This is a genomic window from Streptomyces sp. NPDC058335 (assembly GCF_042723915.1).
Classification (GTDB): domain Bacteria; phylum Actinomycetota; class Actinomycetes; order Streptomycetales; family Streptomycetaceae; genus Streptomyces.
Window position 1 is genome coordinate 131,220 of the sequence record NZ_JBHXHX010000006.1, and the last position, 13,714, is coordinate 144,933.

The window sequence follows — 13,714 nt, forward strand, 5'->3', positions numbered from 1 at the left end:
GGGATCCGCCCCAGCCCCGCCAGGTGGCCCCGCCCCCTGAACCCCCGCCCCTGCACCCACCCACCACCCCGTTCGGTCAGCCAAGAAGCCCACGTCGACACGACTCACCCCGCGCACCAGAAGGGAACCCGCATGACCGCCACCGGAAGCCCGTCGGCGTCCTGGGAGGACCTCGTCGCCATGGCTCTGCTGGGGACGGACCGGCGTACGCCGTCAGGAGTGGCGCCCGGCCGGTCCGCGTCCTCGGCGCTGCTGGACAGGGCGGCCGCGGAGACCGTGCGCCGCCGGGCCGGGCTGCGGCCGGGGCGGGCGGCGCCGCGTCCTGAGCCGGCGCCCGAGGACCCACGCCCGGCGCTGCCCGCCGCGGCGGCCCGCAGACTGGCCCGTCTGCTGGCCGACCGGCCCGGCACCGGCGGAGGCGGCCGCAGGGGCACGGCACCGGACCTCATGGAGTTGCTGCCCCAGTGGCTGGCGGCCGCGAACGCCCGTGGGTTCGCCGCGCCCGCCGCGACGCTGCCCGCCCTGCTGGACGCGGCCCGCGGCCGGACCGATCTGCGTCCGGCGGCGCTGGAGTTCGCGGGCCCGCGTGCGCTGTGGCTGGCCCGGTTCAATCCGGACTGGCGGTTCGCCCTGCGCTCGACGCCGGGCGGTGGGGCGTCCCTGCCGGGCCCGGAGGAGACCGGCCGGATCGAGAAGCTGTGGCAGGAGGGCCTGTTCGCCGAGCGGGTCGCCCTCCTCGCGGGGATCCGGTCCCGCGACCCGGACGGCGCCCGCGCGCTGCTGGAGTCGACCTGGCAGACGGAGCGCGCCGAGGACCGCCTGATGTTCCTCGACTCGCTGCGCACCGGCCTCGGTCCCCGGGACGAGCCGTTCCTGGAGCAGTCCCTGGCCGACCGCAGCCGCAACGTCCGTTCCACGGCCGCCGAGCTGCTGTCGGCGCTGCCGGGTTCGGCGCTGGCCGCGCGGATGGCGGTGCGGGCCGCCGCGTGCGTGGCCGTCGACCACACGCGCGATGCGCCGACGATCGTCGTGGAGGCGCCGCACGAGTGCGACGCGGGCATGGAGCGCGACGGCGTGGTGTCCAAGGCGCCGCCCGGCCGAGGCGAACGGTCCTGGTGGCTGGGCCAGTTGGTGGATTCGGCTCCGCTCGCCTCCTGGCCGGCGCGGCTGGGCGGCCGTACGCCGGAGGAGATCCTCGCCCTGCCGGTGGCCGACGACTGGGCGGGCGAGCTGCACGCGGCCTGGTGCCGGGCGGCCGTACGGCAGCGGGACGCCGTCTGGTCGCGGGCACTGCTCGGTGCGCCGTCGGCGCCGGAGGCGGGCGGGCCGGGCGCGGTCTCCCTCGCCGAGCGGGCCAAGCTGCTGGGCACCCTGCCGGCGGGCGAACGGGCCGACTGGGTGGCCGGTTTCATCGCGACGCACGGCCTGTCGGAGGCGTTCCAGCTGCTCGGGGTGTGCGCGGTGCCGTGGGCCTCCCCGCTCGGCCGGGCGGTTCTCGACGCGCTCAACATCGCGCGGGACGCGGGGAGTTACCCATGGAGTTTCAGCGGAGTGATGGGCCTGGCGGAACGCTGTCTCGACCCGGCGGAGGCGGCCCGTCTGGACGGCCTGCTGGCGGTCCCGGAGGAGCCGGAGGACGCGTCGCCCGGCGCGGGCGGCTACTGGGCGGAGGCCTTCCAGCGGCTGGGCACGACGCTGCGGCTGCGGGCGGTGATGAGCGAGGAACTGGGCGCGGTGAGCCACGCCGCCCGATGACACCCGGCCCGCCAGGGGCCGTGCGGGGGTCCGGGCCGCCGCCGTCAGGCACGACCGCACCGGACCACTCCCGCCCCGGGACCGCTCTACGCTCCCGCGGGCTGCCGTACGTTCGCTCGCACCCAGTTCACGATCGACGCCGTGGTCGCGCCGGGCGTGAAGATCTCCGCGACGCCCTTCTCCTTCAGCGGAGCGATGTCCGCCTCGGGGATGATCCCCCCGCCGAAGACCAGGATGTCCGCCGCGTCCCGCTCCTTGAGGAGCTCGATCACGGCGGCGAAGAGCGTGTTGTGCGCCCCCGACAGGATGGACAGACCGATCGCGTCGGCGTCCTCCTGGATCGCGGTGTCGACGATCTGTTCGGGGGTCTGGTGGAGGCCTGTGTAGATGACCTCCATACCGGCGTCGCGCAGCGCACGCGCGATCACCTTGGCCCCGCGATCGTGGCCGTCGAGCCCCGGCTTGGCCACCACCACGCGGATCGGACCGGCTGCCACACCCATCACTGCCTCCATGAAGCGACTACATCCATCCGTACCGATTCCCTGCGTACCGAGAGGTACCACCACACCGGCCGGGGAAGTGAACGCACGTTATCGCCAGCATCCCGCAACCGGCGGTTTTACGGTGCGCACCGAGGGGGAAATCACACAATGGGACACGTTCACCAAACGCGGTTTCCTCTCCCCGGACGGGGAACCCGAGGAAAACCGCGCAACGGGAGCCGCAACGAGGTCGCCGCACCGCCGCGTCGCAGGCCGCGCACCGTGGCGGTACGGCGCATCGGCGCAGGCTCGATGGGCAGGCAGGACCGGGTCGTCGACGTCAGGAGGGCCGAGAGCACACCGCTCACCCCCACCGGGCACGCCCTTCGCGCACCGCCGACCGCCTCCGCCGCGACTCCCACGAGGGCACACGGGGGACAGAGCCGTCCTCAGCGTGCCGACAGGAGGTCGGCCATGCAGGTCACCCGGGCCCTGGAGCCCCTTCTTCCGCTCCGTCTCTGCCGCCGTCTGCTGCCGAGCGGGCTGATGGGACTCTCCGTGACGCTCCTCAAGGCGACCGCCCTGGAGATCGCGATCCTCACGGGCCATCTCCTCCTGTATCCGTCCGGCATCGCCCAGGAGCGCCGCGGCGGCGCCAGGCCCGCGCTTCCCCCGGCCGGTGGCACCGTCGAAGGCGCCGAGGACCCGGCGCGGCTGCCGACGCAGGCCCCGCCCCCGGTCGTCCTGCTGCACGGCTTCATCGACAACCGTTCCGTTTTCGTCCTGCTGCGCCGCAGCCTCGCCCAGCACGGCAGGCACCGGGTGGAGTCGCTCAACTACTCCCCGCTGACCTGTGACATCCGCATCGCGGCCGAGCTGCTGGGCCGGCACATCGAGGAGATCTGCCAGCGCACCGGCAGCAGCCAGGTGGATGTCGTGGGGCACAGCCTCGGCGGGCTGATCGCCCGTTATTACGTGCAGCGGCTGGGCGGCGACACGCGCGTGCGGACGCTGGTCATGCTGGGCACCCCGCACTCCGGGACCCGCGTGGCACCCCTGGCGAACGCCCACCCGATCGTGCGCCAGATGCGCCCCGGCTCGGAGGTCATCGAGGAGCTGTCCCGGCCCGCGCCCGGCTGCCGGACGCGATTCGTCAGCTTCTGGAGCGACCTCGACCACCTGATGGCGCCGTTGGAGACCGCCCGCCTCGACCACCCCGACCTCCTGACGGTGAACGTGCAGGTGAGCGGCATCGGCCATCTCGCCCTCCCGGTGCATCCGGCCGTCGCGACCGGCGTTCGGCAGGCCCTCGACGGCGACGGGACTGCGGCCGACGCCACGCCCGGCACGCCCACCCCGCACACCTCGCACACCGGCGATCTGACGGTCGCCTGAGGACACCCGGCAGCACGGCCAAGAGGCGCCACAAGACGCCTCCGACGAGACGTCCGATTGCCATTTCCGGCCACAAAGAGACACACGGCGACATAACAGCCGTGCGGCACAGCCGACTTACACCGCCTCCACAGCACCCCGACAGCCGTTCGACATCGAACACTCTTCGAACGTAGGGCCAAACCCGCGCCCGCCGTCCCCCGAAACGGGGCCGAATGCCCCTTTCCCGCGGGCACGAAACCTGCGGAAGATTGTCGTGCCCGCATACCGGCGGGTACAGTCACCGCACTGCTCTGGCAGCCCCTGTTGTCGAGGCGAGAGAGAAGTTGGTGAACGATCGTCACCCGTCGGGGACCATGACCACCCCGGCTCCGGCTTCCGACGCCGACACGGCGCACCAGGCGTCGTACGGCTCCCCGGAAGCCCAGTACGGCGACTTCACCACGTACAACGGCTACGACTCCGGCACGTACGACACCGGTGCCCATGGCACGGGTCAGTTCGCGGCCGACCCCCTCTTCGGCGACATGCCGGGCGACGCATCGGCCGCCCCGACCGGGGCGTACGACACCACGCAGTGGGCCACGGGCAGCCACCAGACCCTGAACTACGACCCGTACGCGGCCCAGCACCACGCCGCCTATGACACGGGTGCCTACGACACGACGGCCTGGCCCACGGATCCGCAGCAGCTGTCGGGCATCCCGCCGCAGGCCACCGCGGCCGACGCCAGCGGTCAGTGGGACGCGAGCGCCTGGCTCCAGCCCGACGGGTCCTGCACCCCGGCCGACGGGACCCAGCAGTGGGAATGGGGCACGCAGGCCTTCGACACCGGCGCCTACGACGCGACGCAGTGGAATTCCGACGGCGGCGGCGCCGACGCCACGGAGAGCGGCGACGAGTACGAGCAGCAGGCCGAGGTCCCCTTCGACCAGCTGGCCACCGCCACCTTCGAACAGGTCGGCGGCGACGAACCCGCCCCCGCCGACGGTGAGTCGGCCGACGGCGCCGCGCTCCTCCTCGACGAGCAGGAGGAGGCCGTCCCGGCCCCGCTCGGGCGGGCGGCGACCCGTAACGCGAACCGGTCCCGGCGCCGTGCGCCCGCGAAACGTTCCGCGCTGCTGACCGTGGCCGTGCCCTCGGCGTGTGTCATGGGCGTGGCCGGTATCGCGGCGGCCTCGGTCGGCACGCTGACCGGTGGCGACGACCACGACACCACGGCCTCCGCCTCGGACGCGCAGGCGGTGCAACCGTCCACCGCGAACAACAAGCTGGACACCCAGCTCCAGACCCTCACCGCCGAGGCCGGCGACTTCGCCGACCGGGCCAGCCGTACGCAGGAACGCATCGACCTCAAGGCGCAGCAGGAAGCCGAGAAGAAGAAGGCGGCGGCGGAGGCGGCCCGCAAGGAGCGGCTGCGCCCCAAGTACGCGCTGCCGGTCGCGAACCACGGCCTGAGCGCCTACTACGGCCAGGCCGGCATCAACTGGATGTCCCAGCACACCGGCATCGACTTCCCGGTGTCCTACGGCACCACGGTGATGGCGGCGACCGACGGCACCGTCCGCACCCAGTGGAACAGCGCCTACGGCAACATGATGATCGTGACGGCGAAGGACGGCACGGAGACCTGGTACTGCCACCTCTCCAGCTACCGCGTCGCCTCCGGTACGACGGTGAAGGCCGGCGACCCGATCGCGTACTCCGGGAACTCCGGCAACTCCACCGGGCCGCACCTGCACTTCGAGGTCCGGCCGAGCGGCGCCTCCGCCATCGACCCGCTGCCGTGGCTGCGCAGCCACGGACTCGACCCGACGTAAGACCGCTCGACTCACCGATGAGCCCCCGCCGTCCACTTGACGCCGGGGGCTCATCGCGTGCGCGCTACAGCTTCTCCACCGGCGCGTACCGCAGCAGCAGCCGCTTCGGCTTGGCCTCGCCGAAGTCGACGGTCGCCTCCGCGTTGGCGCCCGTGCCCTTCACGCCGACGACCGTGCCGAGGCCGAACTGGTCGTGGGTGACCCGGTCGCCGACGGCCAGGGCCACCACCGGCTTCTCCGAGGTGCGCCGCGTGGCGAAGCCGGACCCGCCTGCCGCCGAGGAACGCGAACGGGACGACGACAGCGAGGCCGCCACCCCGGACACCGGACCGGAGGACACCGGCGAGGTCGCCCCCGTCCGCTTCCAGTCGACATGCGCGGCCGGGATCTCCTCCAGGAACCGCGAGGGCGGGTTGTACGACGGCTGCCCCCAGGCGCTGCGCAGCGCGGAGCGCGTCAGGTACAGCCGCTCCCGCGCGCGCGTGATGCCGACGTAGGCGAGGCGGCGCTCCTCCTCCAGCTCCTTGGTCTGGCCCAGGGCGCGCATGTGCGGGAAGACGCCGTCCTCCATGCCGGTGAGGAAGACCACCGGGAACTCCAGGCCCTTGGCCGTGTGGAGGGTCATGAGCGTGATGACGCCCGAGCCGTCCTCGCTCTCGTCGGGGATCTGGTCGGAGTCGGCGACCAGCGCGACCCGCTCCAGGAAGTCGGAGAGCGAGCCGGTCGTCTCACCCTCACCGGACTCCTGCTCGAACTCCAGGGCCACGGAGGCGAGTTCCTGGAGGTTCTCGACGCGGGTCTCGTCCTGCGGGTCGGTGGAGTTCTGCAGCTCGGAGAGGTAACCGGTCTGGTTGAGGACCGCCTCCAGGACCGTGGCCGGCCCCGCGCCCGACTCGACGATCGTGCGCAGCTCCTCCATCAGCGTGTTGAACCGCTGGACGGCGTTCGTGGAGCGCGCGGCCATGCCGTAGGCCTCGTCGACGCGCTTGAGCGCCTGCGCGAAGCTGATCTTCTCGCGCTGGGAGAGGGCGTCGATCATCGCCTCGGCGCGCTCGCCGATGCCGCGCTTGGGCACGTTGAGGATGCGGCGCAGCGGTACCGAGTCCTCCGGGTTGGCGAGGACGCGCAGGTAGGCCAGGACGTCCCGGACCTCCTTGCGCTCGTAGAAGCGGACGCCGCCGACGACCTTGTAGGGCAGGCCGACGCGGATGAAGATCTCTTCGAAGACCCGGGACTGGGCGTTGGTGCGGTAGAAGACGGCGACGTCACCGGCCTTGGCCTCGCCCGCGTCCGTGAGGCGGTCTATCTCGTCGGCGACGAACTGTGCCTCGTCGTGCTCGGTGTCGGCGACGTAGCCGGTGATGCGCGCGCCCTCGCCCGCGTTGGTCCACAGGTTCTTGGGGCGGCGCGACTCGTTGCGCTCGATGACGGCGTTGGCGGCGGTGAGGATCGTCTGGGTGGAGCGGTAGTTCTGCTCCAGCAGGATCGTCGTGGCGTCCGCGTAGTCCTCCTCGAACTGGAGGATGTTGCGGATGGTCGCGCCGCGGAAGGCGTAGATCGACTGGTCGGCGTCACCCACCACGCACAGTTCGGCGGGCGGCAGGTCGTCCACGCTCGGCGGCACGTCCACCGGGTGCTCGGAGGAGCCGACGAGTTCCCTGACCAGGGCGTACTGGGCGTGGTTGGTGTCCTGGTACTCGTCGACGAGGACGTGCCGGAAGCGGCGGCGGTAGTGCTCGGCGACGTCGGGGAACGCGCGCAGCAGGTTGACCGTCGTCATGATCAGGTCGTCGAAGTCGAGGGCGTTGGCCTCGCGCAGCCGCGACTGGTACATGGCGTAGGCCTGGGCGAGGGTCTTCTCGAAACCGTCGGTGGCCTGGGCGGCGAAGTCCTCCTCGTCGATCAGCTCGTTCTTCAGGTTGCTGATCTTGGCGCTGAAGGACTTCGGCGGGAAGCGCTTGGGGTCGAGGTCCAGGTCGCGGCAGACCAGGGCCATCAGACGCTTGGAGTCGGCGGCGTCGTAGATCGAGAACGACGAGGTGAAGCCGAGCCGCTTGCTCTCGCGGCGCAGGATGCGCACGCACGCGCTGTGGAAGGTCATCACCCACATCGCGTTCGCCCGCGGGCCGACGAGCTGCTCGACGCGCTCCTTCATCTCACCCGCGGCCTTGTTGGTGAAGGTGATCGCGAGGATCTGGCCCGGATGGACATGCCGCTCTGCGAGCAGGTGGGCGATGCGGTGGGTCAGCACGCGCGTCTTGCCGGAGCCGGCACCGGCGACGATGAGCAGCGGGGTGCCGGAGTGGACCACGGCCGCGCGCTGGTTCTCGTTGAGCCCTTCCAGCAGGGCCGCCGCGTCGAGCGGCGGACGCGGGGCGCCGTCGCGGTAGTAGCTGTCCCGGTCCGGCGGCGCGTCGAACTTCCCGCCGAACAGATCGTCCGGAACCGGTTCCGGAGAGTGATCGTCCTCGGGCGGCGGCGGGGGTTCCTCGTGGTGGCCGCGGGGGGCCTGGAGGTCCGCCAGGAAGCTGTCGTCAAAGAGGCTGCTCATCGCTCTCCGAGTCTAGGCTGCCCCACTGACAGCCCGCGGCCGTCCCGGAAACATCCCGCGCCCCTCACCTTCCGGCGCGCCCCTGGCACCGTCGGTGACCACGGACGACGACCTGGCCCGAGGTAACGAAAATGTATCGGGCATATCACCCACCAACCTTCACAGGAGCCACACCAGTTGGCTACGGTGCCGGGCAGGCCGTACGACCCCTTCCGGCGAACCTCGCCGGCCGCGCGGCCTCCGCCGAGTCCGGCGCGCCCCTCGCGGCAAGCCTGGGACCCACCGAGACCTTGGGGTGAATCGGCTCACTCCCCTCCGGGGAGGAACGAGCCGTAGGGCAACCCTTCCGACACACCCGCCCGAACCCTCCTCCAGTGCCGGAACGGCCTGGGGGTACACCCCCACCGCTAGCCCGGTAGGCGGAAACGGGAAGGAGTCGCCTCCCTTGGCGTCGCAGCACCGCAAGCCCCGCCCCGCGGGCACCCGCGTGGCAGGGATCCGTACGCCCGCTCTGGCCACCGCCGCCCTCACCTCGGTGGCCCTGCTCTCGCAGACGGCGACCGCGGCCCCCTCCACCGACGACAAGCCGAGTGTCGAGGAGGTCGAGAAGAAGGTCGACGATCTCTACCGCCAGGCGGAGTCGGCCACCGAGAAGTACAACGCCGCCAAGGAGAAGACGACCAAGCAGCGCAAGCAGGTCGACACCCTCCTCGACGATGTCGCCCAGCGCGCCCAGAAGCTCAACGATGCGCGTGAGGAGCTGGGTTCGTACGCCGCCGCCCAGTACCGCACGGGCGCCTCCGCCCCCGACACGGCGACCTTCCTGCTGGCGGACTCCCCGCAGGACTACTTCGACCAGACGCAGCTGATGGGCCGGGTGACCGAGCGGCAGAAGGGCGCGGTCGACGACTACTTCGCCGACCAGGCGGAGACGATGAAGAAGCGCCAGGAGGCCTCCCAGAGCCTCCGGACGCTCACCGACTCGCAGAACGACCTGAAGACCGCCAAGGCCACCGTCCAGAAGAAGCTCGGCTCCGCCCGCGCGCTGCTGTCTCAGCTGACGGCCGAGGAGAAGGCGCGGCTGGCGGCGATCGAGGAGCAGAGGCGGCAGGAGGCCGCCCGCAAGGCCGCCGAGCTGGCCGAGCAGCAGCAGGCGGCGGCAGAGGCGGCGGCCGCCCGGCAGGAGAGCAGCGGCTCCTCGGGTTCGACGGGGTCCACGGGCACCGACACGTCGTCGTCCTCACCGTCCACCTCCCCGCCCACGGACTCCTCGTACGCGACCAAGGCGGAGAAGGCGCTGGCGTTCGCCCGCGCGCAGATCGGCAAGCCGTACGTGTGGGGCGCCACCGGCCCGGACTCCTACGACTGCTCCGGCCTCACCCAGGCCGCCTGGAAGGCCGCCGGCGTCACCCTGCCGCGCGTCACCTACGACCAGGTGAATGCCGGCACGACGGTCCCACTCTCCGCCGCGCAACCCGGTGACCTGGTGTTCTTCTACTCCGACGTCACCCATGTGGGCATCTACATAGGCAACGGCATGATGATCCACGCCCCGAAGCCCGGCGCGTACGTGCGCGAGGAGTCGGTCTACTACGACGGGGAGTCGTCGATCCACAGTGTGGTGCGCCCGGCCTGACCGTGAGCGCCGCGCGCGGGGCAGCCGAAACGCGTGGGCGACGCTCAGGGCGCACCCCGGGCCGTACAGGTCGCACGAGGTCGCTCAGGTCCAGAGCACCGCGATGAAGATGTTGGCCACGGTCAGCAGGCCGACCAGGCCGAACAGGGGCTTCTCCACCTTCTCGTCGTCCCGCTTCACATAGACGAGGCCGAGGATCACGATCAGCAGGGCCAGCTTCACGCCGATCTTGATGTTGTCGACCTCCTGGTCGTCGGCCTGGTTGAGGCCGACCAGGATCACGCCGGTGACCAGCATCGTCGCGGCGCCGTGCAGCATCGCGGGGACGAAGCGGGCCGTGCCCTGCCCCATCGCCTTCATCTGGGTGAGGAAGCCGCCGAGCAGCGCGGCGATGCCGATGATGTGCAGGCCGACGAAGAGGTGGATGAGTACGTCCATGAGGCCGGATGCTAATCAGCGGCCGGACTCCTCCCGACACCGGCCCACTCGGTGCCACCGCGCTCGCATATATGCGCCTCATACCAGCGTGCCGCTCCGGGGTGTCCCGGATTCACCGGATCGGTCGGCCCGCCCCGTGAAGTCGACGACTTGGGACCGGCGGTACGACCACTTCCGGTCACCCGGCAGTCCGCTCGCGTCACTTCCGCACATCGCGTTACCCGACCGACACGAACGGGCCTAGCGTCCTCCCCCAGGTGACCGGCTCCCCACCGCCGCCCGGCCCAGGGCGGCAGTCGGACACCACCGCCGAGAAGGTCCGGCGACGCCCCGCTCCCCGTACGGGCGTCGCCGGACGCGTCAGCCGCACCCCGCGGCAGTACGCCGCTTCCCCTGGCGGCCGAGGCCCGTCCCCACGGACCTGGCCCGCCTGGCGGCCGTATCGACGAGGCGGTCGACGAAAGGACGTGCAGTACCACGTGCCAGCGCACCGCAAGCCCCGTCAGCGTTCGGCCGGCGGCCATACGGCCCGCACGGCAGCCACCATCGCCCTCGCCGGAGTGGCCGGCGCGACCGCCTTCGACGGGACCGGGCACGCCGAGCCGAACGTCACCCCCGCCCAGGTCAAGGCCAAGGTGGACAAGCTGTACCAGGAGGCCGAGGCGGCCACCGAGAAGTACAACGGCGCGCAGGAGAAGGCGACGGCCGCCGAGCGACGGCTGGAGACCCTGCAGGACGAGGCCGCGCGCAAGGAGGCACGCCTCAACGCCGCCCGCGAGGCGCTGGGGACGATGGCGGCGGCCCAGTACCGCAGCGGCGGCCTCGACCAGGCGATGCGACTGGCGCTCTCCGACGACCCCGACCGGTACCTCGACAACGCCGCCTTCGCCGAACGGGCCGGCGACCGCCAGTCCGCCGCCGTCACCCGGGTCCGCAAGCAGCTGCGGGAGGTCGAGCAGTTGCGGGGCGCCGCCCGCGTCGAACTGACCTCGCTCAAGACGCGCAAGGCCGAGCTGAAGCGGCACAAGAAGACCATCACCGACAAGCTGGACGCGGCGCGCGGCCTGCTGAACCGGCTCACGGCGGAGGAGCGGGCGCGGATCACCACGGGTAACGCAGGCCGGGCGGACTCCCGTGCCTCGCGGACCTCGACGGGCGCCCGCGACAGCCTGCCCGTCCCCGGCTCGGCCACCGCGACGGCCCCCAACTCCCGTGCGGCGGCGGCCGTCTCCTACGCCTACGCAAAGCTGGGCAGCCCCTATGTGTGGGGGGCGACCGGCCCGAACGCCTTCGACTGCTCGGGCCTCGTCCAGGCCGCGTACCGCTCGGCGGGCGTCTCCCTGCCCCGCACGACGTACGCGCAGATCGACGCCGGGCGCCGCGTCTCGCGCTCCGAACTCCAGCCGGGGGACCTGGTGTTCTTCTACTCGGGCATCACGCACGTCGGGATCTACATCGGCGGCGGCAAGATGATCCACGCCCCCAACCCCTCGGCCCCGGTGCGTGTCGCACCGCTCGACGAGATGCCGTACGCGGGGGCGAGCCGGGTGGTCTGAGGACGCCCCTGTCACACCAGCCGGCGTGCCGTCGCCCAGCGGGTCAGCTCGTGGCGGTTGGACAGCTGGAGCTTGCGCAGGACCGCCGAGACATGGGACTCGACCGTCTTCACGGAGATGAACAGCTGCTTGGCGATCTCCTTGTAGGCGTAACCGCGGGCGATGAGGCGCAGCACCTCGCGCTCGCGCTGAGTGAGGCGGTCGAGGTCCTCGTCGACCGGCGGGGCGTCGGTGGAGGCGAAGGCGTCCAGGACGAACCCGGCGAGCCGCGGCGAGAACACCGCGTCGCCGTCCTGGACCCGGAAGACGGAGTCGACCAGGTCGGTGCCGGTGATCGTCTTGGTGACATAGCCGCGGGCGCCGCCGCGGATCACGCCGATCACGTCCTCCGCGGCGTCCGAGACGGACAGGGCGAGGAAGCGCACGGGCCGCTCGGGGTCGCTCATCAGCGGGGCACAGCGGCGCAGCACTTCGACGCCTCCGCCGCCCGGCAGATGGACGTCGAGGAGGACGACCTCGGGCCGGGTCGCGGTGATGACGGTGACCGCCTGGTCGACGTCGGCGGCCTCGCCGACGACCTCCACACCGGTCTCCTCGGTCCGGCCGATCTCGGCCTGCACCCCGGTGCGGAACATGCGGTGGTCGTCGACGAGGACCACGCGCACGTGCCGTCCGGCGCCGCCCTCGCCGTGCCCCGGGTCCGCCGCGGGGGCCGCCCCTGCCGTGCCGTTCGTCTCGGTCGGGTCGCTCATCACTTCTCCGCCCTCTCCATCTCCAGCTCGACCTCCGTGCCGCCGCCCGGGACCGCCCGCAGCCGCGCCGTGCCGCCGTTGCGCTCCATGCGGCCGATGATCGATTCTCTGACGCCCATCCGGTCGGCGGGTATCGAGTCGAGGTCGAAGCCGGGACCGCGGTCCCGGACGGACACGAAGACCGTCCTGCCCTCGACCTCGGCGTAGACCTGTACGGCGCCGCCCTCGCCACCGTACTTGGCGGCGTTCACCATCGCTTCGCGCGCGGCCTGCATCTGTGCCGTCAGCCGCTCGTCGAGCGGGCAGTCGCCGACGACCACGACCTCCAGGGGGACGCCGTGCTTGTCCTCCACCTCGGCGGCATTGCGCCGGACCGCGTCGGCGAGGGTGGTGGGCTCGTCCGCCTCTTCCTTGCCGGTGCCCTCCGGCTTGTACAGCCAGGTGCGCAGGTCGCGCTCCTGGGCGCGGGCGAGGCGGCGCACCTCGCTCGCGTTCTCCGCGTTGCGCTGGATCAGGGTCAGGGTGTGCAGCACCGAGTCGTGCACATGGGCGGCGACCTCCGCGCGCTCCTGGGCGCGGATACGCATCAGACGCTCCTCCGACAGGTCCTGCGTCATGCGCACCAGATATGGCCCGGCGAGCAGGGTGATGCCGACCAGGACGGCGAGGGCCGCCTGGAGGACCGAGCCGAGGTGGGCGGCGGAGCCCTGGAGGACGAAGATGCCGGAGACGCCGGCGGTGACCAGCAGGACCCCGGCGCCCGCGCGCAGCAGCGTGAGCGTGCGGCGTCTGCGGCCGGCCTCGACCCAGCGGGCCCGCCGGGCGTTGTCCGCCTGACGCCAGACGAGGGCGACGCCCGCACCGACGAGCACGGCGGGCAGGAGATACGCCTTGGCTCCACTGCCCAGGTTCACATTGCCGACGAAGACCATGGCGACGACGACCATGAGGAGCAGGGCGACGATCTGGCCCTTGTCGGGCTTGCGGGTGACGAGTCTGCGGCGCCCGTCGGGCCCGGTCGCGGTGGCGGCGAGGGAGGGGGGCCGCTGGCCGCCGACTCCACCGATGCCGAGCGGGACGAAGAACCAGAAGGCCGCGTAGAGCAGAGCGCCGAGGCCGTCCGCCATGAACAGGCCGACGAAGACGAGCCGCACCCAGATCACGGGCAGCCCGAGATGTCCGGCGAGCCCCCGCGCCACACCACCCAGCCAGCGTCCGTCACCGCTGCGGTAGAGCTTGCGCGGCGGCCGCGGTTCGGCGAGTGGCGCTGTTGCGGCTTCCGGCATGCCAACGATGGTCACACGGCCCCACGCCAGGGGCATCAGG

Annotated in this window: 10 protein-coding genes; 5 read left to right on the forward strand and 5 right to left on the reverse strand. The window is 72.0% G+C overall.

Annotation, left to right across the window (positions count from 1 at the left end; all coding sequences use genetic code 11):
* The first annotated feature begins 132 nt into the window (after positions 1–132).
* A complete protein-coding gene (locus ACFWJX_RS13140; RefSeq protein ID WP_383241132.1) occupies positions 133–1,755 on the forward strand; it encodes a DUF5691 domain-containing protein in 1,623 nt (540 codons plus the stop codon).
* Between the two features lie 86 nt (positions 1,756–1,841).
* Here the strand turns inward: ACFWJX_RS13140 and ACFWJX_RS13145 are convergent, their stop codons facing one another.
* Positions 1,842–2,258, reverse strand: a complete 417-nt coding sequence (locus ACFWJX_RS13145) for a cobalamin B12-binding domain-containing protein (RefSeq protein ID WP_073495541.1) — start codon at positions 2,256–2,258, stop codon at positions 1,842–1,844.
* A 456-nt stretch (positions 2,259–2,714) separates the two neighbouring features.
* Here ACFWJX_RS13145 and ACFWJX_RS13150 point away from each other — a divergent pair, with 456 nt between their 5' ends.
* Positions 2,715–3,635 carry an esterase/lipase family protein gene (locus ACFWJX_RS13150; RefSeq protein WP_383241135.1) on the forward strand — a complete coding sequence of 307 codons (921 nt, stop codon included), beginning with the start codon at positions 2,715–2,717 and terminating at the stop codon, positions 3,633–3,635.
* A 329-nt stretch (positions 3,636–3,964) separates the two neighbouring features.
* Complete coding sequence (locus ACFWJX_RS13155; RefSeq protein WP_383241137.1) at positions 3,965–5,455, forward strand: M23 family metallopeptidase; 1,491 nt, start codon at positions 3,965–3,967, stop codon at positions 5,453–5,455.
* Positions 5,456–5,519: 64 nt separating this feature from the next.
* Here ACFWJX_RS13155 and pcrA read toward each other — a convergent pair whose 3' ends face one another.
* The gene (pcrA, locus tag ACFWJX_RS13160) at positions 5,520–8,006 is read right to left on the reverse strand and encodes a DNA helicase PcrA (protein WP_383241140.1); all 2,487 of its coding nucleotides are present in this window, start codon (positions 8,004–8,006) and stop codon (positions 5,520–5,522) included.
* A gap of 445 nt (positions 8,007–8,451) precedes the next feature.
* Here pcrA and ACFWJX_RS13165 point away from each other — a divergent pair, with 445 nt between their 5' ends.
* Positions 8,452–9,642 (forward strand): NlpC/P60 family protein, encoded by a 1,191-nt coding sequence (locus ACFWJX_RS13165; protein ID WP_383241143.1) that lies wholly within the window; start codon positions 8,452–8,454, stop codon positions 9,640–9,642.
* 84 nt (positions 9,643–9,726) lie between these two features.
* Here the strand turns inward: ACFWJX_RS13165 and ACFWJX_RS13170 are convergent, their stop codons facing one another.
* On the reverse strand, positions 9,727–10,080 hold the full coding sequence (locus ACFWJX_RS13170; RefSeq protein WP_264924895.1) for a hypothetical protein: 354 nt from the start codon (positions 10,078–10,080) through the stop codon (positions 9,727–9,729).
* A gap of 479 nt (positions 10,081–10,559) precedes the next feature.
* Here ACFWJX_RS13170 and ACFWJX_RS13175 point away from each other — a divergent pair, with 479 nt between their 5' ends.
* A complete protein-coding gene (locus ACFWJX_RS13175) occupies positions 10,560–11,636 on the forward strand; it encodes an NlpC/P60 family protein (RefSeq protein ID WP_383241145.1) in 1,077 nt (358 codons plus the stop codon).
* Between the two features lie 11 nt (positions 11,637–11,647).
* Here the strand turns inward: ACFWJX_RS13175 and ACFWJX_RS13180 are convergent, their stop codons facing one another.
* Positions 11,648–12,388 (reverse strand): LuxR C-terminal-related transcriptional regulator, encoded by a 741-nt coding sequence (locus ACFWJX_RS13180; protein ID WP_383241148.1) that lies wholly within the window; start codon positions 12,386–12,388, stop codon positions 11,648–11,650.
* The gene (locus tag ACFWJX_RS13185) at positions 12,388–13,710 is read right to left on the reverse strand and encodes a PspC domain-containing protein (protein ID WP_383241150.1); all 1,323 of its coding nucleotides are present in this window, start codon (positions 13,708–13,710) and stop codon (positions 12,388–12,390) included. Before ACFWJX_RS13185 ends, ACFWJX_RS13180 begins: the two co-directional genes overlap by 1 nt.
* Between the last annotated feature and the right edge of the window lie 4 nt (positions 13,711–13,714).

Coding starts and splice junctions, on each gene's coding strand:
- ACFWJX_RS13140 (WP_383241132.1), top strand. CDS start 133: ATGACCGCCACCGGAAGCCCGTCGGCGTCCTGGGAGGACCTCGTCGCC.
- ACFWJX_RS13145 (WP_073495541.1), bottom strand. CDS start 2,258: ATGGGTGTGGCAGCCGGTCCGATCCGCGTGGTGGTGGCCAAGCCGGGG.
- ACFWJX_RS13150 (WP_383241135.1), top strand. CDS start 2,715: ATGCAGGTCACCCGGGCCCTGGAGCCCCTTCTTCCGCTCCGTCTCTGC.
- pcrA (WP_383241140.1), bottom strand. CDS start 8,006: ATGAGCAGCCTCTTTGACGACAGCTTCCTGGCGGACCTCCAGGCCCCC.
- ACFWJX_RS13170 (WP_264924895.1), bottom strand. CDS start 10,080: ATGGACGTACTCATCCACCTCTTCGTCGGCCTGCACATCATCGGCATC.
- ACFWJX_RS13180 (WP_383241148.1), bottom strand. CDS start 12,388: ATGAGCGACCCGACCGAGACGAACGGCACGGCAGGGGCGGCCCCCGCG.
- ACFWJX_RS13185 (WP_383241150.1), bottom strand. CDS start 13,710: ATGCCCCTGGCGTGGGGCCGTGTGACCATCGTTGGCATGCCGGAAGCC.